General features: G+C 42.1%; 28 protein-coding genes. 18 read left to right on the top strand and 10 right to left on the bottom strand.

From position 1 onward, the window contains the following. Positions 1-37: 37 nt before the first annotated feature. A complete protein-coding gene (locus tag BP688_RS08325) occupies positions 38-367 on the top strand; it encodes a helix-turn-helix domain-containing protein (protein WP_290596029.1) in 330 nt (109 codons plus the stop codon). Here BP688_RS08325 and BP688_RS08320 read toward each other — a convergent pair. The 7 genes from BP688_RS08320 to BP688_RS08290 all read right to left on the bottom strand — a co-directional run bounded on the left by BP688_RS08320 (position 359) and on the right by BP688_RS08290 (position 3759). Then, positions 359-799, bottom strand: coding sequence for a hypothetical protein (locus BP688_RS08320; RefSeq protein ID WP_290623500.1), 441 nt, complete (start codon positions 797-799; stop codon positions 359-361). The two genes, BP688_RS08325 and BP688_RS08320, sit on opposite strands and share 9 nt — an antisense overlap. Positions 800-910: 111 nt before the next feature. After that, positions 911-1081 carry a 4Fe-4S binding protein gene (locus BP688_RS08315; RefSeq protein WP_290596028.1) on the bottom strand — a complete coding sequence of 57 codons (171 nt, stop codon included), beginning with the start codon at positions 1079-1081 and terminating at the stop codon, positions 911-913. Next, entirely contained in the window at positions 1041-1427 is a 387-nt protein-coding gene (locus BP688_RS08310; RefSeq protein ID WP_290596027.1) for a helix-turn-helix domain-containing protein, read from the bottom strand. The genes BP688_RS08315 and BP688_RS08310 overlap by 41 nt, the downstream gene beginning before the upstream one ends. After that, positions 1424-1741: a thioredoxin gene (gene trxA / locus BP688_RS08305; RefSeq protein WP_290596026.1), complete on the bottom strand. Its 318-nt coding sequence runs from the start codon at positions 1739-1741 to the stop codon at positions 1424-1426. Before trxA ends, BP688_RS08310 begins: the two co-directional genes overlap by 4 nt. Continuing rightward, the gene (locus BP688_RS08300; RefSeq protein ID WP_290623498.1) at positions 1728-2003 is read right to left on the bottom strand and encodes an MJ0307 family thioredoxin; all 276 of its coding nucleotides are present in this window, start codon (positions 2001-2003) and stop codon (positions 1728-1730) included. Before BP688_RS08300 ends, trxA begins: the two co-directional genes overlap by 14 nt. 73 nt (positions 2004-2076) lie before the next feature. Then, complete coding sequence (locus BP688_RS08295) at positions 2077-3135, bottom strand: OBG GTPase family GTP-binding protein (protein ID WP_290596024.1); 1059 nt, start codon at positions 3133-3135, stop codon at positions 2077-2079. Positions 3136-3171: 36 nt separating this feature from the next. Further along, positions 3172-3759: a hypothetical protein gene (locus BP688_RS08290; protein WP_290596023.1), complete on the bottom strand. Its 588-nt coding sequence runs from the start codon at positions 3757-3759 to the stop codon at positions 3172-3174. 110 nt (positions 3760-3869) lie between these two features. On the opposite strand from BP688_RS08290, the gene BP688_RS08285 reads away from it, so the two are divergent. After that, a complete protein-coding gene (locus BP688_RS08285; RefSeq protein WP_290596022.1) occupies positions 3870-4748 on the top strand; it encodes an MBL fold metallo-hydrolase in 879 nt (292 codons plus the stop codon). Here the strand turns inward: BP688_RS08285 and BP688_RS08280 are convergent. Together BP688_RS08280 and moaC are read right to left on the bottom strand one after the other, a co-directional pair. Then, positions 4735-5370: a TIGR00153 family protein gene (locus BP688_RS08280; RefSeq protein ID WP_290596021.1), complete on the bottom strand. Its 636-nt coding sequence runs from the start codon at positions 5368-5370 to the stop codon at positions 4735-4737. The genes BP688_RS08285 and BP688_RS08280 overlap by 14 nt on opposite strands. After that, positions 5367-5837: a cyclic pyranopterin monophosphate synthase MoaC gene (gene moaC, locus BP688_RS08275; protein ID WP_290596020.1), complete on the bottom strand. Its 471-nt coding sequence runs from the start codon at positions 5835-5837 to the stop codon at positions 5367-5369. Before moaC ends, BP688_RS08280 begins: the two co-directional genes overlap by 4 nt. Before the next feature lie 51 nt (positions 5838-5888). On the opposite strand from moaC, the gene BP688_RS08270 reads away from it, so the two are divergent. After that, entirely contained in the window at positions 5889-6431 is a 543-nt protein-coding gene (locus tag BP688_RS08270) for a cysteine hydrolase family protein (protein WP_290596019.1), read from the top strand. Positions 6432-6565: 134 nt separating this feature from the next. Here BP688_RS08270 and BP688_RS08265 read toward each other — a convergent pair whose 3' ends face one another. Beyond that, entirely contained in the window at positions 6566-6943 is a 378-nt protein-coding gene (locus tag BP688_RS08265; RefSeq protein ID WP_290596018.1) for a 30S ribosomal protein S8e, read from the bottom strand. 92 nt (positions 6944-7035) lie between these two features. Between BP688_RS08265 and BP688_RS08260 the strand changes: the two genes are divergently transcribed. The 15 genes from BP688_RS08260 to BP688_RS08190 all read left to right on the top strand — a co-directional run bounded on the left by BP688_RS08260 (position 7036) and on the right by BP688_RS08190 (position 16722). Then, complete coding sequence (locus BP688_RS08260; RefSeq protein WP_290596017.1) at positions 7036-7662, top strand: MBL fold metallo-hydrolase; 627 nt, start codon at positions 7036-7038, stop codon at positions 7660-7662. Positions 7663-7744: 82 nt separating this feature from the next. Continuing rightward, positions 7745-8059, top strand: a complete 315-nt coding sequence (locus BP688_RS08255) for a hypothetical protein (protein ID WP_290623495.1) — start codon at positions 7745-7747, stop codon at positions 8057-8059. Continuing rightward, positions 8056-8199 (top strand): hypothetical protein, encoded by a 144-nt coding sequence (locus BP688_RS08250; protein ID WP_290623493.1) that lies wholly within the window; start codon positions 8056-8058, stop codon positions 8197-8199. Before BP688_RS08255 ends, BP688_RS08250 begins: the two co-directional genes overlap by 4 nt. A gap of 68 nt (positions 8200-8267) precedes the next feature. Beyond that, entirely contained in the window at positions 8268-8888 is a 621-nt protein-coding gene (locus BP688_RS08245) for a hypothetical protein (RefSeq protein WP_290623491.1), read from the top strand. Between the two features lie 640 nt (positions 8889-9528). Next, complete coding sequence (locus BP688_RS08240) at positions 9529-9717, top strand: hypothetical protein (protein ID WP_290624593.1); 189 nt, start codon at positions 9529-9531, stop codon at positions 9715-9717. Positions 9718-9810: 93 nt separating this feature from the next. Beyond that, complete coding sequence (locus BP688_RS08235; protein WP_290623487.1) at positions 9811-10602, top strand: helix-turn-helix transcriptional regulator; 792 nt, start codon at positions 9811-9813, stop codon at positions 10600-10602. A 160-nt stretch (positions 10603-10762) separates the two neighbouring features. Next, on the top strand, positions 10763-10927 hold the full coding sequence (locus BP688_RS08230; protein WP_290623485.1) for a hypothetical protein: 165 nt from the start codon (positions 10763-10765) through the stop codon (positions 10925-10927). Positions 10928-11266: 339 nt separating this feature from the next. After that, positions 11267-11974, top strand: coding sequence for a hypothetical protein (locus tag BP688_RS08225; protein ID WP_290623483.1), 708 nt, complete (start codon positions 11267-11269; stop codon positions 11972-11974). 139 nt (positions 11975-12113) lie between these two features. Then, the gene (locus tag BP688_RS08220) at positions 12114-12344 is read left to right on the top strand and encodes a hypothetical protein (RefSeq protein ID WP_290623482.1); all 231 of its coding nucleotides are present in this window, start codon (positions 12114-12116) and stop codon (positions 12342-12344) included. Between the two features lie 20 nt (positions 12345-12364). After that, positions 12365-12715, top strand: a complete 351-nt coding sequence (locus tag BP688_RS08215; RefSeq protein ID WP_290623480.1) for a hypothetical protein — start codon at positions 12365-12367, stop codon at positions 12713-12715. 64 nt (positions 12716-12779) lie between these two features. After that, complete coding sequence (locus tag BP688_RS08210) at positions 12780-13145, top strand: hypothetical protein (RefSeq protein WP_290623478.1); 366 nt, start codon at positions 12780-12782, stop codon at positions 13143-13145. A gap of 139 nt (positions 13146-13284) precedes the next feature. Further along, positions 13285-14646 (top strand): phospholipase C/P1 nuclease family protein, encoded by a 1362-nt coding sequence (locus tag BP688_RS08205; RefSeq protein ID WP_290623476.1) that lies wholly within the window; start codon positions 13285-13287, stop codon positions 14644-14646. Between the two features lie 4 nt (positions 14647-14650). After that, positions 14651-15220 (top strand): hypothetical protein, encoded by a 570-nt coding sequence (locus BP688_RS08200; protein WP_290597505.1) that lies wholly within the window; start codon positions 14651-14653, stop codon positions 15218-15220. Continuing rightward, a complete protein-coding gene (locus BP688_RS08195) occupies positions 15217-16047 on the top strand; it encodes a phospholipase C/P1 nuclease family protein (RefSeq protein WP_290597506.1) in 831 nt (276 codons plus the stop codon). Before BP688_RS08200 ends, BP688_RS08195 begins: the two co-directional genes overlap by 4 nt. A gap of 9 nt (positions 16048-16056) precedes the next feature. Continuing rightward, positions 16057-16722 (top strand): hypothetical protein, encoded by a 666-nt coding sequence (locus BP688_RS08190; protein ID WP_290623475.1) that lies wholly within the window; start codon positions 16057-16059, stop codon positions 16720-16722. The last annotated feature ends 333 nt before the right edge of the window (positions 16723-17055 follow it).

The raw sequence follows: 17055 nt of genomic DNA, 5'->3' as shown, positions 1-17055 counted from the left end.
ATAGAAAAGTTTAAGAGTGATTTGATACATTCGACATGTGGATTTTCACGTGGTGGACATGTTCTCTGAGGAAGCGAAGACACTCGCATCTGAGATCGGTAATGAAACCGCTCGTAAAATCCTGAAAGAATTGTGCAAAAAACCACAAAGCATTACAGAACTTTCGAAAGAACTTGGAATTCCTGTCTCAACTGTGAAGTACCATGTCGACAGGTTGGTAGATCTTGGCGTTGTTAGAGTTGTACGGAGAAGATTGGGAAAAAGGCTCAAAGATGTTAGGATCTACATTTATGACAAAAGGGCAATAGTTTTCCTGTCTCCAACGGATAGAAGTGAGTTGAGATCGGAATGTTCAACTTCAGGATAATTTGAGGAGAAGGGCAAAAAATCTGTTGATTTCGTACAGAGGAGCTTTGGCTCGCCCAAAACCTCCACAACCAACTGTTGGACTTATCAAACCAGCCCCCTTCATTTCTGCAATCACGACTCCGCCATCCCTGCCATATTTCATCGAAACGTCCACGATGTCTTCCCCACATATTATCAAGTTTTTACTCCTCTTTACCATTTCTTCAAAAATCTCCACAAACTCTTCTGGCCGGGACTCACCAATATCACTGAAATACCTCACCACAGCCCTTCTCCACCCTGACCCCTTTTGCAATTCCTCGAAAAAGTATCTAATTACGTAGGGAATCTCCATGTCCGCTACCGAAAACAGACGCATTCTCCATGAGAGTGGCCCATAGACGGAATTCATCGGTACAGCAAGCCTGTAGTAGTCGAGGATTAGCGCCACCTCCTCATCAAGCTCCTCTGCTGGAATAACCCCCTTTCTTAAAGTATCTTAGAATAATCTCCAAAGCCTTCTTAGTATCACTGTCTTTACCCAGAAGTTCCAAAATATCCTTCAGTCCATAACTATAAGCGCCCCGTAAGGGCATGCTTTCACACATTCGTAACATTCCTCGCATTTGGATTGATCAATTCTGACAACCTTTCCCCCTTCTCTGATTATCGCATCCGTAGGACAGACTCTGCTACATGTTCCGCATCCCTGGCATCCAAGGACTGCTATCATTCAAGAACTCCTCCAGCGTCTTCTTCACCCTTACACAAAGCTCCTGTATAACCTTATCCACCTCTTCAGCAACCTTCTCCTTTGGAGTGGGTTTGTAAATGAAGTAGTAGCCGCCCCCCTCAAGCGGCATTTTTATCCTGTAGGCCATACCAGCAATTAACAGCCTCTGGAGCGATTTGTAAACTGCACTTTCACCCTTTCCCACTGCCTTGCTGATTTCCTCAATCCTCTCCATCCCCCGCAGCAAAGCCTCGTAAACTCTGACATCTACCGGAGCCAATCCGAATACGCATTCAAGCATGTTTCCACAGTTGAGCGTTGAAACCATTTCTTTTATGGATTTCATGCTCGCAATGCTTTGTCTATCTCCGATCTCACAGCACTTTCAGGCATTGCTCCTATGAAACCGCCAACTACCTTCCCGTTTCTGAAGAACAACACCGTTGGGATGCTTGCAATTCCAAACTCAATTGCTACATCCTGATTCTCATCCACATTCAACTTGTAGAACTCTGCCTGCCCATCATACTCCTTCTCAAGTTTCTCGAGCACTGGAGATATGTAGCGGCAGGGCATGCACCAGTCCGCGTAGAAGTCCACTACCACGAGCTTTTCGCTCTCTATTGCTTTTTTAAACTCCTTACTGTTAAGATGCCTCATTCACATCACCCCCCTTCAGCTCCCTTACTAACCTCCTGAGCTCATCCTCATCCGGCACTCCGAGGATGAGATATTTCTCGTTTACCACTAACGCAGGAACTCCCCTTATACCATACTTAAGAGCTTCCCTCATGCCCTCATCTGTGTTGACATGCAGCTGAAGAGCCAAGACACCCCCCTCCTTCGCAACCTTACTCACCACCTTTTCAGCTTTCGGACAGTAGGGACATGTTGGAGATGTGAACAACTTCATTACCACCATTTTCCATCACCTCAATTGGTAATTAACGGCACTATATAAATGATTTTACCGGTTTTGACAAAATCGGTAAAAACTATGCATAAATCGTTAAAATATCTCCATCTTCAACCACATGGTCTAAACCAACTCTCTGACCATCGAACTTAACAGAGTTTCCCCAAACCTTCGCGTATCTGAAGTTCTCAACGAAATCTCGATGCAGTTTTCTGCAAATGTCCTCAACCTTTGCACCTCTCCTCAAAATCATCGGATTCTCCATATCTGCCTTCCCACCGGGAGGTTTGAGGTAAACCCTTATAAAATCGAGCTTTCTGTAAATCTGCTCTTTCAGAAGGTCGAGATTAATTCCTTTCTCGGCAGAAATTTTTATTGCGCCGTCAACCTCAACATCCATCAGATCAATCTTGTTCACAACTGTCAGGGATGGAATGTAAACCCGGTTACCTGCGAGTGCATCAATAAGTCTTTCGATGCTTAACTCCTCACGTATGATAACGTCCGCGCTGTGAATTTTGTATTCCTTTAAAATTTCAACAATTGTCCTCTCGTCAATTTTTTGGTTGACAGTTGAACTTATTCTGACTCCTCCCCTTTCCTTTTTCCTTATCGCGATGTTGGGTGGTTTCTGATCAAGCCTAATCCCGCCCTCGTAGAGTTCCCTCTTCACAATGTCAATTGTGTGAAGGTTAAACACATCAGCAACAATGATTATGAGGTCTGCTACTCTTACAGCAGATATAACCTCCTTGCCCCTTCCTCTTCCCCTCGAGGCGCCCTCAACTATTCCCGGAGCATCTATTATCTGTATAGCCGCTCCTTTGTAATTCAGAATGCCTGGAACGGGTTTGAGAGTTGTGAAATCGTAATCCGCAACCTCGCTCTTGGCTCCAGTAAGCCTGTTGAGTATCGTTGATTTACCCACTGATGGATAACCAATAAGAACTGCGGTTGCATCTCCCTCCTTTTTGAGCGAAAAAGCCTGTCTTGCAGTTTTTGCTTTCTGCTTCTCCACCTCCTCCCTCAATCTTGCGAGCTTTGCCTTTAACTTGCCTATGTGATGCTCAGTGGCTTTATTGTAGGGTGTCCTCTTTATTTCCTCCTCAAGCTCCTTTATTTGCTGCTCTATACCCATCTTAGTTTCATGACAGGGAATTCTGAATAAAAGTCTTTATTCTTTCAGGAAAAAAACATCACTCACCTCAGCCACTCCACCCTCCATTGAAAACTTGAGCTTCGCTACGTAGGAGTGATAGGATAGAAAGGAATCTTCGCTCTTCGTTATTTCTATGACAACATCATGAAAGGGCAAAAGCTTCTCTGGCATCTCCCCAACAGTGCAAGTACACATTATACCTCTATCGTGTTCTATAATAACCTCAACGGCCTTAGAGATTTCATAACCAAAAAGTTCGAGAAAATTCACGCCAAAGGAAATTATTATCCTGTTTGTGAGGGGTAAAGACTTTAGAATCTCACTCAAATCCTCAAAAATCTCATATCTCCCAACCACATCGAGAAAACTACATTTCTTCTTAGCTCCAATTACTATTGCCTCCCCGTGTGTCGGAAAACCATATTTTTTTCCAATGTAGTTAACCCTCTCTACTGCAGCGTCAGTCCAGAGTATCCAGAGGGGATCACCAAACTGTTCTGAAAGCCATCTGGTTATACCGTGAAAGCTGTAAATATCGGGGAAACAAATCAGGATTCGGTCGCCATCATCTGCTGAATTGAACATGTTCGTTATCACATCCATAACCAGAGTTTGGGTAAATAAAAATAAGATTTTCGCATGAAAATAAAATTTCTTCAAAGTAAATACAGATGAGTAATTACTTTTTTATTCCCGATTTCACTTGCTGTAGCATGGAGATTGAGAGGATAAAGTTGAGAACCCCCTTTGAAAATCCCGACTACGTTTATGTTTACGTCGTCAACTCTGAACTGATGATTGACGGGGGTTTCTGCAGTGCTGAGCATGCAGCTAAGCTTGAAGAACATGATGTAAAATATAGAATTATCACCCATCACCACATAGACCATGTTGGCCTGATTTTCTTCTCTGATAGAAATGTGATACTCCATCCGTTGGAGGTCAGGTATCTTGAGGTCTACTCGAATCCAGAGAAGTTCATTGAAGTTTACTCAAAGCTCTTCCAATCCTTTGGGGTAAATGAGAGGTATGTTGAAACCCTTAAGATTCTCACTGCACTGAATCTGAAGCCAAGAGCAAAAATCTCTGAATTGAGAGAAGTAAAGGAGTTCAGAGTTATTGAGACCCCCGGTCACACATCAGGGCATGTAAGTGTGCTTGCAGACAACTGTCTGTTCTCGGGAGACTTTATGCTCAGCAACACAACTCCAAATATAGGCTTCTATCCTGACTACACGAGTGGCGTGGCTGATTATCTGCAATCACTCCACAAGGTACTGGAACTCGAGATTGACACGGTATATCCCGCCCATGAGAGAGTTATAAGAAATCCACAGAAGAGAGTGTATGAGCTGATAGAACACTGCACCAGCAGGGCAAAGGAGGTTTACGATGCTATTAGGGACAAACCTACAATGCTTGAAGATATAGCGGCTAAAATTAATTGGAGTATCGGAAACTACTGGGAATTTGATGATTTCAACCGCTTCATGGCAATTTGTGAGACTCTTGCCTTCCTACACTATCTCGAAGAACAGGGGAAAATCCGGAGGGAAGTAGTTGATGGTGTGGTGAGCTTCACCTTATGCTGACGCTGAGAATCTGTATTGTGTCTGCAGCGTCTTCTATCAGATCACTGACGTTTAAAAGCTTCTCTACGAACTTTATGAAAAAATACCACTCCGCGTAACTCTCAAATTTCGTCTGTGGGAGCTTTTGATATATTCTACCTTTTATGCTGTCAACCTCCTCCTCTGAAATTTTAATTTTCAGGAGAATGTCACTCAAATCACCTTCCTCAAGAGCATTGAAGGCCTTTAAAAGATCATAACTCATTCGGGAGTTTATTTCAGCCACCCTCACGAAATCGCTCCTCAACTCATCGGGGATATATTTTATAGAAAGGAAGAGCATCGCGATGTCCTCAAGCTCGTCGAGGATTTCGTCAAGCTCCTCTGCAAGGCTGCAGAAATCCGATCTGAGCGCAGGGATGAATGCTCCTGAATGTATTTTTACCATTATGTCCCTTCTTATCGCATCGCCCATCTTCTCAGCCTCACAAACATCCCCAACTACAGCCTCGTCGTTCTGCTCTACTATCATTTTCATAAGTTCGCATGTATCAATGATCAGCCCTATCTGATCTCTCATCATGTTCACGACTTCTCTTTCCTTTTCACCACCTAAGACGAATTTTTTGATTCTGTCAATCATAGCTCTCCACCCTTAACCTTCTCGACCACTTTTATAACCTCTATCAAGGTTTTGGGATAATTCCCGTACTCGTCCTTCTCCAAGCTTTTAACCATATCCCATATTGTCAGAAGGGCGACGCTAACACCCGTTAAAGCCTCCATTTCAACTCCGGTCTTTCCTTTTGACTTTACAGTGCACCTTACTCTGATACCCACACTCTCAATGTCAAAGTCGAATTTAACGGAAGTTATTGGAATAGGGTGACACATCGGAATAAGTTCAGGTGTTTTCTTAACGGCGAGAACACCAGCAATATTAGCGGCTGCTATAACGTTCCCCTTTGCTACCTCTTTGTTTAAAATGGCATTAATAGTAGAGCTTCTGAGTTTAATAAATCCCTCAGCAACTGAGACACGTGTTACATCCTCCTTCTCAGACACATCAACCATTCTAACCTTGCCGTCTTCGATGTGAGTGAACTCCATAATCAGTATCTTCTTAGGTAAAAATATATCTTCCCTGATTCGACTAACTACATGGAGGCTCTCGTTGTTGTGGACATGCAGAAGGACTTCTGCTACAAGGATGGTGCCCTTTACGTCCCAAATGCTGAGAGCATTTTCAATGCCACAGCAAAGGTTGTGAAAGCCGCAAGAGAGAGAATGCCTGTGATATTCACTCAGGACTGGCACAGGGAGGATGACGTGGAGTTCAAAATCTGGCCGAAGCACTGTGTGATGAACACAACCGGAGCTGAGGTTATAGACGAGCTTGAACCGCAGGAGAGTGACTATTATATCAGAAAGAGGAGGTATTCAGCCTTCTTCGGCACCGATCTGGATTTGCTGCTCAGAGAGCTTGGGATTAAAAAGCTCTACGTCTGCGGTGTTGCAACAAACATCTGTGTTCTGCACACTGCAGGTGATGCGGTCTTGAGAGGCTATGATGTGGTAGTGCTAAAGGACTGCACGAAGGCTCTAAGCGACTATGAATACGAATACGGTATAAAGCATATGGAAAACGTGTTTCAGGCAAAGATTGTGACTTCGACAGAGTTCACAGCAATGCTACAATACTAAAGCTATAATTTATATAAAGCAAATTTACTTCCGAAAAATTTATTAACTTTCTACGCCAATTCTAAATGGGGTGCCGGTGCATCGGTCTCAGCTATCCCGCCGTCACCGCTGTATATTGTTTTTATCGGCACCCCTTATTCTACTAGCACCGCGTTTATCACGCCCTCTTGGCTTGGTCTGTTGGTGACTTTTGCCTTCCCAATCTCTGTGGCAATTATCGCTCCCTTTGTCACAACATTCCTCCTTGAATAGTGGACATGGGCGGGATTCTCAACAACACCCTGTATCTCAACCCTTACAACCTTTTTCTGCTTAGGATCGTAAACATTAGCATATTTATCTGAGAAAAGCTTTATCTTGTAATTTCCACCCCTAACTCTAACTTTCTTTATCTTCCTCTCCCCTACGAGCGTTTCAACCTGTTCCCTACCAAGCTCGTACTTTCTCTTTTTCCTCGCACGTTTGTAGAATCCCCCAGTCGGTTTCCTTCTGCTTCTCCCCTGCCAGATCATACTGCATCACTCCTGATACAGAATAAAACTCTTCCGCCTTAAAAAGTTTAGCAGTGCGGTAAAATTTTATAACAATTAAAACCACTTGTTTTATGGCTGAAAGCAGTTTTGTTTACAATGGCGTGGAGATAACCTGGCTGAAGCATGCTGGTTTCAGAATCAAGGGGTCCAAGGTTGTTTACATTGACCCCTACGAGATTCCAAAGGAGCTTGAAAAGGCGGATTTGATCCTCGTTACCCACGACCACTTTGACCACATGGATATGAAGAGTATAAAGAAACTCTCAAAGGATGACACGGTTGTGGTTCATCCATCAGGCTGCATAATAGAGGGGTTTGAAAGTTGCGAGGTAAAGGTTGGGGAGGAAACGGAGATAAAGGGTGTTAAGGTAAAGCCCGTTCCCGCCTACAACGTTGACAAACCATTCCATAAGGAGAACTGTGTTGGGTACGTTGTCGAAATTGATGGGGTCAGGATTTACCATGCAGGCGATACGGACAGGATTCCTGAGATGAAGGAGATCGAAGTGGATGTTGCTCTTCTACCAGTTGGTGGAACGTATACGATGGATTTGAGGGAGGCGACAGAGGCTGCGAAGGACATAAAGGCCAAGCACTACATACCCATGCACTTTGGGGCAATTCCACAAACCCAGGCAGACCCTGAAGAGTTCAAAAGAAATGTTAGAGGGGCGGTTATTCTAAAACCCCTTTTTTAAATTTTTGGTTTTGGGTCAGCTTGGAGCTTGTGTGGTGAACATGGGATGCCAGGACAACTGTATCTTTTAAGGAGGTGGCTAAGTGGGTCTACTTAGAAAAATAATCTCCGAAGAGGCTCCAATCTTGTTTTTCTCTTTTTTGAACTTTTATGTAGCCTTTGCCATTTCAATTGCCATACCTACATCTGAGTTACTAATGGGTAAAGAAAAGGTGAAATCAAAGCTCTTCGTCATATTCAAAATCCCTGTTTTGATGTCACTTTCTGCAGTGTTTGCCCAAGCGTATGGGTGGGTAGCTCTTCCCCAACTCAGCCTCCGCGATCTTGTAGGAGCTCTGGTCATCATCTTCTGGGTACATCTCTACCTGAATCAGAGACTGCAGGAGGTGGTTGAGTGAGGAAATTTGCGTTGCTGATTTTAGTCCTGCTCCTCCTCGGATGCACGCAACTGACTGCAGAGGAGATAGCGAAGGAGATGCAGAAACGCTACGAAGCCCATCAAACACCTGCTCAGCTGTTCTTCAATCGTCCTCGCTGAGACTGCGGCTTTTTGTAGCTGAGCAAGAATAGCAAAAAAATTAAGTTTTTAGACTCAAAGTGCCACTCATGGATCTACTGGGAATTGTTGTAAGAAAAGTACTACTCCTAATAATCCCATTTTTAATCGCTTTAATACTAACAGTACAATTTGCCCCTGAGTTCACCTACTTATCCTTCTTTATTCTTGCAGCAGGATTGTACGTACTCCTGAGACAGATGGCAGAGAAAATCGAATTTTTATGTCCGGAATGCGGAAAAATCTTCAAAACTTCAGCAACCGCATTCTTTTTCAGCCCACACCAAACATACTACAAGCTTCTCAAGTGTCCAGAATGCAATAAAGTTTCTTGGTGTATTGCAAAGTATTATGATGGTGTTGAGCTGAGAGCAAAGGTAAGAAAGATTAAGGAAAAGGAAATATCGGTGAAATCCCTTATTGTTCAGCTTGCAGTCATAGCATCATCCTATGTTGTATTCTTGGCCTCTTGGATTCTGACTGATGTTAAGGATCTCGTTTTGTTTTCTTCATCAACTCTGTTCTTCATCCTCTTCTCCTCATTCTTTGCCTACGCAATCAAGCAGGAATACAGAAGCCAGATTTATTACGTTCTGACGTTCTTTGGTGTTTTTGTAATGCTTCTGCTTTCATTCCTTCAGGTTGTTGCAAGTCTATCCTGTAGCTTCTAAGCCTTCAACGATTGCTTGGCAAGTTCGTTGTTTGTTCAATTGTTTTATCGGATTTTATTATCTAATCGATCTTCCTATTTGCTATTTTACCAATATCGTGCTCTTCCAGTTTTTCATCTTCTCTCCTCATCTGTTCCTGAGAACTAAACTGAAACTTCGTTGGGCAACACATTCTGATCTGCAAGGCTTTCAAAGCCGTATCGCTGTTTCCATTCCTCAAAGATGTTCTTTGCAACCTCTCTCACAACTCCACAGTTAATTTACTCAGCAATTGCTACCAGAGCTTCCAGCAAAACCGATAAGTCTCATTTCACCACGATGCGTGGAGCTATGAAGTAGAGAATCACTGTGGAGAATCCTGATTCAATTGAAATCGTGATGGCAGATCTCTCCATATGGCTATCCTTACCACATCATTGCCTTTGACAATCGTCGAGCAGGCAGTTGGTCAATTCCAGCATGGAACTGCAACCTCGAAGTTGAAGTGGGTGACTGTAACTTTTATATTTAGTGTTTTTATGTTTTTTAATTTTGGCATACCGTACTATCCCCTGATCGATGCAATTCCGTCAGGAGCAATCCTCGGCTACGTTTCATCTTATACCCTCACCAGCGTCAACAGGAAGTGTCTGATCACATCTTGGTGGCAGCTAACTCGATCTCGATGGTCATCTTTGCAATCTCCTTAATCCCGCACTTCTGCAGTTTACAACCGTATCTGCGTTTAGGTGTTATGAAGGGGGACAGAATCGACGAAATTCTCTGGGGAATAATTGCAGTTCTGGCAGTTACAGATGCTTGGACGAGGAGTACGAGTATTTCTCGATGAGATGGTAGTCTGCCTCAGTCCGGATCTATTTCTGTTTTGATTTAACTTTCCACGGTAAAATTTATATCTAAGTTAGCTAATCAGTGTGTGAGTATGGAGCTAATGAACCTACTCAATTCTCCACGGAAAATGGATGTGCTGAAGATTCTGAAACCGGACGCAACGAGGAGTTACGTTGAGGGCGAGCTGAAACTTACTCCATCGCATTTAACCCAGATTATCAGAGATCTTGAGAGGTTGGGGCTTGTTGAGAGGAAAAGAGATACTATAAAGGTTTTGCCTAAGGGAAAGATTGCACTCGAAGTTCACAGGGTTTTGCTGAAGTTCAGCAGGTTCTTTGAGAAGTTCGGAGATCTTTCTAACGAGTTCGAACTGGCAGACATCCCGGACTGGTTGATCTCGAGGTTCTACGAACTCGACTCAATTGAAGTAATTCACAACAACGAGAATTTTGTGGAGCCGCACCGAAAGTTCTTTTCCATAACTTCCAGCACGAGTGCTATAATGGGTTATACGCCTGTTTTTTTCAATGAGTACGTTGATTTCTTTCTGGAACTGGCTGAAAGAGGAGTTAAGATTGACCTGATCATGACTGGAGAAGTTTTCAGCCGTATACTTTCTGATTTCCCGAGAGAGCTGGAAAGTGGTTTGAGTTTTGACAACGTTAGGTTATACGTATCGAGAGAGAGGTACAGATTTGCGTTCATTGTCACGGACTCACATCTTCTGATTTCATTCTATCTGAAAACCGGTGTTTTTGATTACATGCGCGACTTTGTTTGCAGAGGGAATGCGGTTCGCTGGGGAAACGATCTGTTTGAGTTCGTCAGAGGAAATTCCGAGCTAATTGACAGGTCAAAACTGAATGAGCTTCTTCGGAGGTGATTTTTTACCTCGTAATGAGCCCGTCTGAACCTTGCCAGTTTTTCCAACTTGGTTAAAGGTTTAGTTGACGTCTAAACTGTTTAGTTGTCGACTAAAATTTTTATTTTCGAAAAGTATATATAGCGAACACAGGTGTGCACGGTGAGAGCATGAGGTTGACATGATTGCAATCGGTATGCCTCTGAGCAGGATAAAGACTGAAGCTGTGAGTGTTCCTGAGTGCTGCCATTTTATTGCCGTACAGAACTGTGCATCGGACGGGGATCGCGAGAGAGTGGCGGGATTGAAATCATTAATTATCTATCATCTTACGTTGCTGAGGTAAGCAAGGTTAGAGTTGTGGAAGTTTTTGAAAATTAGATGGGAATTGAACTGAAATCAGTCTGTTCGTTCATGTCAAGGTTTGAATGATTTTGTATTTTAATGTCCATTCCATGGTTCAAATTCAATTTCGAATTCATAAAACTAATATATTTATTTAAATTTCGGACTGGAAGCTTAATTCCCAACTAAACTTTTTAGCCTCCATCTAAACTTTTTAATTCCAATCTAAACTTTTTAGTTACCGTCTAAACCGTTTAGTTACCGACTAAAATTTTTAGTTGATAATTAAATAAAATTTAAATAGAAAGTGCTAACAAATAACTGTCGGTAGGGTGATAGCATGGTAAAAAAGATGGTCGCACTGCTGTTGGTTTTGGTGATGGCTGGCACACTTACAGCTTATGCCCAGTTTCAAAAAGAGCCAGATGTTACCGGATGTGTAAGTGTATTTAGAGAAGTTAAGCCACTGAGTAAAACTCCAAAGGAGATATCTGTGGTGGAAGTGCTTGTAAAAGCGATTGCGAGTAGAGACATCAGAAGTCTGGCGAAGCCATGGGAGATAGAATACCGAGGAGTTAAGGTTGTTAAGCACGAGGTTGAGTATAGGGGTGAGAAAATAGACATGGTTGCGATCGGTATTCCTCTGAAAAACGATAAGGTTCTGGCGTACTACGAGTTTTCAGAGTCTGTGGAAGGTGTTAGGAGTTTAGCCTACCTGCTCAGTGTGAACGGAAGCAGAATAAAAACAGAAGCTGTAAGTATTAACGGGCATGTAACAACATTGGATTCGTGCCCGCATGAGTGTTCAAAAGATAGTGATTGTCCCTATTACCCCATGGAGGAGTGTGTTCTGACCTGCTGTGATGGCAATGTTGATATGAGTTGCATACGGACGTGCTGTGGTTACAGCTGTGTTCTTGCTTGCATGGGTGGACCTAAATCCTGTGCCCTGTGTGTTTTTGTTATTTGTCCGGTCTGTATAACTTTGGAGGGATGTATCGAGTGCTTTGAGTGGGGAACAACATGCGAGGAAGCAAGCTGGGATTGATATGAGATTTTGGATCTGGGTACTCTGCTTACTTCTATTTTTCACCATCATGAATTTCTTAGTTGTATATTGCCCAAAAGGGCACTTTGACAGCGATGAATTCCTAAAATGGGAATTCTCGTCTCTCACATCTACATCTGTGCTCGTTGTAAGCTACACAATTCTCAACGCATTCAAAATCCCAGAAAATGATAGAAGGTTGATTTCCGCAATTCTGGCGATAATAACTTACACAACCATCGTTCCACCTTACATCAAGCAGGAAGATTTCAGATTGTGGAGTGGAGTGTTCTGGAGTGCTGTTTTGGTGGCACACCTTTTTTACATGAAGTGCAAAAGGGCATCGGTTTGTAGAGCGGATGGAGGTTAAAAACTCGGGGAGGAAAATTTATGAAGTTAACAAGAATGCCAAATATTTACCTCAGGACGATTTTAATTTTCTTAGCTTGGTCTCTAGTAAGTTTACTCGTGTACATGGCAGGTTACCCTCAGGATGCCCTCGAAATGGAGCTGTTTGGTGCGGTGATGCTCTCAGCATTCACCTTAGTGTATTTTCTAGTTGAGAGATACACGCATTTGCAGGAGGACGAGAGAAGAGATCTGTCGGTAATTGCTGCATTTGTAACCGGTTACTTTCTCTCAATATATTACGACGAGAGGACTTCTTACATTTTGCTTTTATGGGCTGTTGGATTTGCACTGCACCTTGCATACCTGAAAATTAAAAAACGCTTGAGGTGAATAACTGCGAGAGTGAAAACGATACATACCGACATCAGAGTGCTTGGAGTTGGGCAAGTATGCGATGAAGTGGATTAGTGTTGAGTTCTTGGAGAGAAGTATCTTTCTAACACTCTTTTTTACACTAATCAGCGTAAGCATGGCAATACACACCGAAGAGAACCTTGAGGTATTCTCAGCAATTGCCTCCATCTCCGTGATAGCGATAATCACATACACTGCCGTATTTCCACTCTATATCGGACAGGAAAAGCTGTGGAGTGTTCTGGAGTGCTGTTTTGGTGGTTATCTCGCTTATATATTTATTGCTATACAGAGCTGTGCATTGGACGGAAAGAAAATGGCAGGATTGAAATCTTTTTGTACTTTACTGTCCATTCCATGCTTTAAATTCATTTTCAAATTCATGAAAGTTAATCTATTTATTTGAGTGTCAATTAGAGGTTTAGTTCTCATCTAAACTTTTTAGTTACCGTCTAAATTGTTTAGTTACTGACTAAAATTTTTAGTTGATAATTAAATAAAATTTAAATATTTAGAAGTGTGTGAATTGTCAGTGGGGTGATAAAATGTTGAGGAAGTTAGCTGCACTACTGCTAGTTTTGGTAGTGTTAGGGAGTGTAGTGGTGCCAGTGATTGCGGATAAACCAAGAATGGTAGATCAAAAACAACCAATTAAAACCACATTTGCAAATTTAAAACCAGTTAAACCGCCGAAGATAACAAAACCGGCTAAAAAGCTTATACCGAGTGAAGAAGACTGGAAATTTGTAAAATATGCAATGTACGATCTAACTGAAGAAGAAAAGAACAGAATAATCAACGAAGCAAAAAAGATATACAGAGGAAATTCAAAGTTATCTAAAGAAGAACAAACCAAAATTTTGCAGAGTATAGCGTACTACATAACTATAGCAACGGAATCTCCAGGAGATGTTGGAATTCTATGGGGCTACGGTACTCATGAGGATATGTCCTATACTGCCGGAGACAACTTGAATTATGTGACGGGTGCCCATATGGATACATTAAAAAGCTATGCTACTTGGGCTGACGATCATAGAAAGGAACCAACTGAGCTTGTTCCTTGGTGGGGTTTGAATAGGCACAGTTGGGTGATTGGAGATGTTCCTGTACCAGGATACGATAATTACGGTCCAGACTCTTTAGAGCTATACTTAAACAAAGCCAGAGCACAATTTGAGCAGGGAAATGTTGAGGAAGCGTATATATACATTGGAAAAGCTCTACACTACATTGAGGATTTAGGAAATCCTTTCCACACCTCGTCGGTTTATGGTCAAGCTCACCATACAGAGTATGAGAGCTGGGTCAGCAGCCACTGGAGCGAGTTAAAATCAGCAATGTATGTTGATGAATATTACATCATCACAGATCCAAGCGAAGATGCAAAAAACCTTGCAGCCTTCTCACATCAATACTTGCAGCAGATCTGCGATATAATGAATACACTAGGATGGAAAAACAACCAGCAATTAAATGAACAATTGAAGAGCATTACGAGAACGCTAATAAGTGAAACTATAAAATATACAATGGGTATGATCGTTTACGCTACCAAGTTTGAATCGCCAGATACTGCAGGTTCCAATTATGTCCCAATCTACGATCATCAGACTTCCTATGTCAACATAAATGATGTTGCCTGTAGCGATCAGGTTTTGGCAATTGTAGAGATAGACCACACTTATCCAGCAGATTTAGAGGTTTGGATAGGCTACAAGAGAACTTACCAGAACTCATATATAGAGACAAAGGTCTGGGATCATGATTGGGGCAATAATAACCATATAACAATACAGCACTATTTCTGGTTAACTCCATCGAATTATGACTGGAGGTTAAGAGTTTACGATGCTTGGAGCGGAGATCAGGGCAAAATAACAGACTTCTACGTGCTGATAGGGTGACACCATGCCAAAATTAACTCTCAAATTTTTTAAAATTCTTATTTCATCGTTTTTAACTTCAATAGTGTTTATGAACGTTCCGATTTACATAGTGTCTCCAAAAATGTCTTCCTATGAATTCGGAGGTTTGCTTGCAGTAATCTCACTGATTGGTTTGATTTTTCTAAGCATGGAGGTGGAGAATAAGAAATCTGCTATACCCTTTGCAGTTTCTCTTCTGGCTTATGCACTCTTGATATCAACCTACGGATTATTCCCAAACTTTTTCCCAACTCACGACAGTTTTGCTGTGATCGAATACTCTCTACTGTCTGGTTTAATGATATGCGCTTCGATTTTTCTCTACAGCAATATCGATGTAGGAAAACTGGCTGTTGCAGGATTTTCAGTATTTGTACTGCTCTACTCTGCTTTGATATTGATACCTTCAGCTTATGACGTGCTTTTCACAGAGCACCATTTAATCAGAGAAAGTTTGCTTTTATTTTATGGACTGTTTCAATTAATAGCTACAATTTTTGGATTGTTTTTTGTTAGTGCGTGGATCATAAATTTACGTGAGGGGGTGAGATGAAAAGCGCTGTGATGTTAGTGTTAGCGACAATAGGAAGTGCAGTAAGTCCAGCAATGGCTGCAAAAGATACCAGCAAAATCTCTGAAAAATCTCCAAAAATATCTCCAGAGCTGATAAAGAAGTTATTAGAATATTGGCCACACACGGATGATGGAGTTGAAGTAAAGTGGGCACAGTCCACACACATGCTCATTGCAGAGAAAACTGGCAACTACATGGGTATAAGCGGAAGCAACTTATCGAACTTTAAACTTGGGTCAAAGCTTCCAGATGAGGAGGATTCGGCTTGGTGGCCACCTTGGTGTCCCGAAAGACTTTGCAAGCATGTCTATGACCCAGTATTCAGATTCGGAAGTGCTCCACAAGCATGTAACGAAAAAGTGGAAAGTGCGATTAACTACGCCCAGAATGGCAAATACACGGAAGCATATTTGGATTTGGGAAGAGCCTCCCATTACTTAATGGATGTCGGTAACCCATACCACTCAAATCTCTTTACGGGAAATCCTGCAGAAAATAAGGTCAGACACGATTTTTACGAGCAAGTCGTGTACAGCAAGTGGGACGACTGGAATCTTGATGATATTGCTTACAATGCACCGAAAATAACTGTAACAGATCCACAGAAGGCCGTTAAAGATCTGGCGTTTATGTCCTACTGGTACAAGGATGATCTGGATTCAGCTATAGGAGTGTACTGGGTAAACAACGTTCCAGTGCCTTACATAAAAGATGAAGCGAAGCTGAAGCAAACGACTCAATTCCTCGTCAAGAAAGTGGCTGGGTACACGAAAGGCTTGATAGAGTACCTTGAAGATAACATATGAGGGGTGCCGATGCAGAAGATCAAGAAATTTTTATTATTTTTGATTTTTACGACTATCGCTGCAGCAACAGTATTCCTGCTTGTTTTTGTCCCGTTCGTGGAGCAGTTTACCGACCTTCCTGCGCTTGTCAGGTTGGACATAGATTCAAAGGGTTGTTTGGATAACTTTACACTACTCTTTCCCGTGTATGTTTACCAAAACAAATCGTTTGAAGCAAAACACTTTGATCTGCGACCTGGATCAGTTAAGAACTATAGCATATCAACTGTCGAGACAAAATACGGAAAAATGTGGGAGATCAAAATCAAGAGAATTAACAGAAGTGGCGGAGTTGTGTTTGATCATCCGTATAATGTACCCTTAGATATCCTTGACATAAAATTAAAGCCCGTCTTAAATGAATCAGTCATAAAAGATGAGCGGATGGGCAGATACTACGAAAAAGTCGCTAACTTAACAATACCCGTGTATGTTTACTACGAGGGGAACGCTACGGAGGTTAAGGTAACCTTTTATGCGGACTCTGGGCAGGACTGCTTTCTTGGCCTGATACCAGTAGCACCAAAGCACAATGGTGAGGTGTACTCGGGGCACAGGTATGACGAATTCGTGATAAAATATAAAGGGTGGGAGAATGTAACTGGGACTTCAACGGTTTACTTAGTTTATCAGTAGGATTTTTCGTGGACAGACAATTGCGTTGGTAATAATGCCATCGTTCGTGTTAGGGTCATACATAAGATCGAGTACAAACCAAATTTAAAGAATTTTGCCTCATTTCTTTCTATTGTTTCTTTGACGCTTTTAGTTGAGAAGATTTCATACTCAATACTGCATCAACCTGATTTAGCTGGCATTACCGTGTTTTCAGTGATATTTCTGATAAGCTTAGCGTTCTATAGGTTTTCGAAAGAAAAAGTAAACTACAAAACAGTGGCAAAGTTAGTAGGCGTATCTATTGTATTCGTCTTCGTGTGGTTCATATTTACTGTGATAGTTAGAGCTATT

This window comes from Archaeoglobus sp. UBA230, from assembly GCA_002507545.1.
In the GTDB taxonomy this organism is placed as follows: domain Archaea; phylum Halobacteriota; class Archaeoglobi; order Archaeoglobales; family Archaeoglobaceae; genus Archaeoglobus.
Note: the sequence above shows the minus strand (reverse complement) of the source record. Positions and strands in the feature narration are given on the sequence as shown.

What these genes read in the sequence shown, in the direction of transcription:
- BP688_RS08230 (WP_290623485.1), top strand. Translation starts at nt 10,763, where the DNA reads ATGATTGCAATCGGTATGCCTCTGAGCAGGATAAAGACTGAAGCTGTG.
- BP688_RS08260 (WP_290596017.1), top strand. Translation starts at nt 7,036, where the DNA reads ATGGCTGAAAGCAGTTTTGTTTACAATGGCGTGGAGATAACCTGGCTG.
- BP688_RS08195 (WP_290597506.1), top strand. Translation starts at nt 15,217, where the DNA reads ATGAAAAGCGCTGTGATGTTAGTGTTAGCGACAATAGGAAGTGCAGTA.
- BP688_RS08200 (WP_290597505.1), top strand. Translation starts at nt 14,651, where the DNA reads ATGCCAAAATTAACTCTCAAATTTTTTAAAATTCTTATTTCATCGTTT.
- BP688_RS08270 (WP_290596019.1), top strand. Translation starts at nt 5,889, where the DNA reads ATGGAGGCTCTCGTTGTTGTGGACATGCAGAAGGACTTCTGCTACAAG.
- BP688_RS08295 (WP_290596024.1), bottom strand. Translation starts at nt 3,135, where the DNA reads ATGGGTATAGAGCAGCAAATAAAGGAGCTTGAGGAGGAAATAAAGAGG.
- BP688_RS08190 (WP_290623475.1), top strand. Translation starts at nt 16,057, where the DNA reads ATGCAGAAGATCAAGAAATTTTTATTATTTTTGATTTTTACGACTATC.
- BP688_RS08315 (WP_290596028.1), bottom strand. Translation starts at nt 1,081, where the DNA reads ATGATAGCAGTCCTTGGATGCCAGGGATGCGGAACATGTAGCAGAGTC.
- BP688_RS08300 (WP_290623498.1), bottom strand. Translation starts at nt 2,003, where the DNA reads ATGGTGGTAATGAAGTTGTTCACATCTCCAACATGTCCCTACTGTCCG.
- BP688_RS08210 (WP_290623478.1), top strand. Translation starts at nt 12,780, where the DNA reads ATGAAGTGGATTAGTGTTGAGTTCTTGGAGAGAAGTATCTTTCTAACA.
- BP688_RS08235 (WP_290623487.1), top strand. Translation starts at nt 9,811, where the DNA reads ATGGAGCTAATGAACCTACTCAATTCTCCACGGAAAATGGATGTGCTG.
- BP688_RS08290 (WP_290596023.1), bottom strand. Translation starts at nt 3,759, where the DNA reads ATGGATGTGATAACGAACATGTTCAATTCAGCAGATGATGGCGACCGA.
- BP688_RS08265 (WP_290596018.1), bottom strand. Translation starts at nt 6,943, where the DNA reads ATGATCTGGCAGGGGAGAAGCAGAAGGAAACCGACTGGGGGATTCTAC.
- BP688_RS08285 (WP_290596022.1), top strand. Translation starts at nt 3,870, where the DNA reads ATGGAGATTGAGAGGATAAAGTTGAGAACCCCCTTTGAAAATCCCGAC.
- BP688_RS08205 (WP_290623476.1), top strand. Translation starts at nt 13,285, where the DNA reads ATGTTGAGGAAGTTAGCTGCACTACTGCTAGTTTTGGTAGTGTTAGGG.
- BP688_RS08245 (WP_290623491.1), top strand. Translation starts at nt 8,268, where the DNA reads ATGGATCTACTGGGAATTGTTGTAAGAAAAGTACTACTCCTAATAATC.
- moaC (WP_290596020.1), bottom strand. Translation starts at nt 5,837, where the DNA reads ATGGAGTTCACTCACATCGAAGACGGCAAGGTTAGAATGGTTGATGTG.
- BP688_RS08280 (WP_290596021.1), bottom strand. Translation starts at nt 5,370, where the DNA reads ATGATTGACAGAATCAAAAAATTCGTCTTAGGTGGTGAAAAGGAAAGA.
- BP688_RS08215 (WP_290623480.1), top strand. Translation starts at nt 12,365, where the DNA reads ATGAAGTTAACAAGAATGCCAAATATTTACCTCAGGACGATTTTAATT.
- trxA (WP_290596026.1), bottom strand. Translation starts at nt 1,741, where the DNA reads ATGAGGCATCTTAACAGTAAGGAGTTTAAAAAAGCAATAGAGAGCGAA.
- BP688_RS08310 (WP_290596027.1), bottom strand. Translation starts at nt 1,427, where the DNA reads ATGAAATCCATAAAAGAAATGGTTTCAACGCTCAACTGTGGAAACATG.
- BP688_RS08225 (WP_290623483.1), top strand. Translation starts at nt 11,267, where the DNA reads ATGGTAAAAAAGATGGTCGCACTGCTGTTGGTTTTGGTGATGGCTGGC.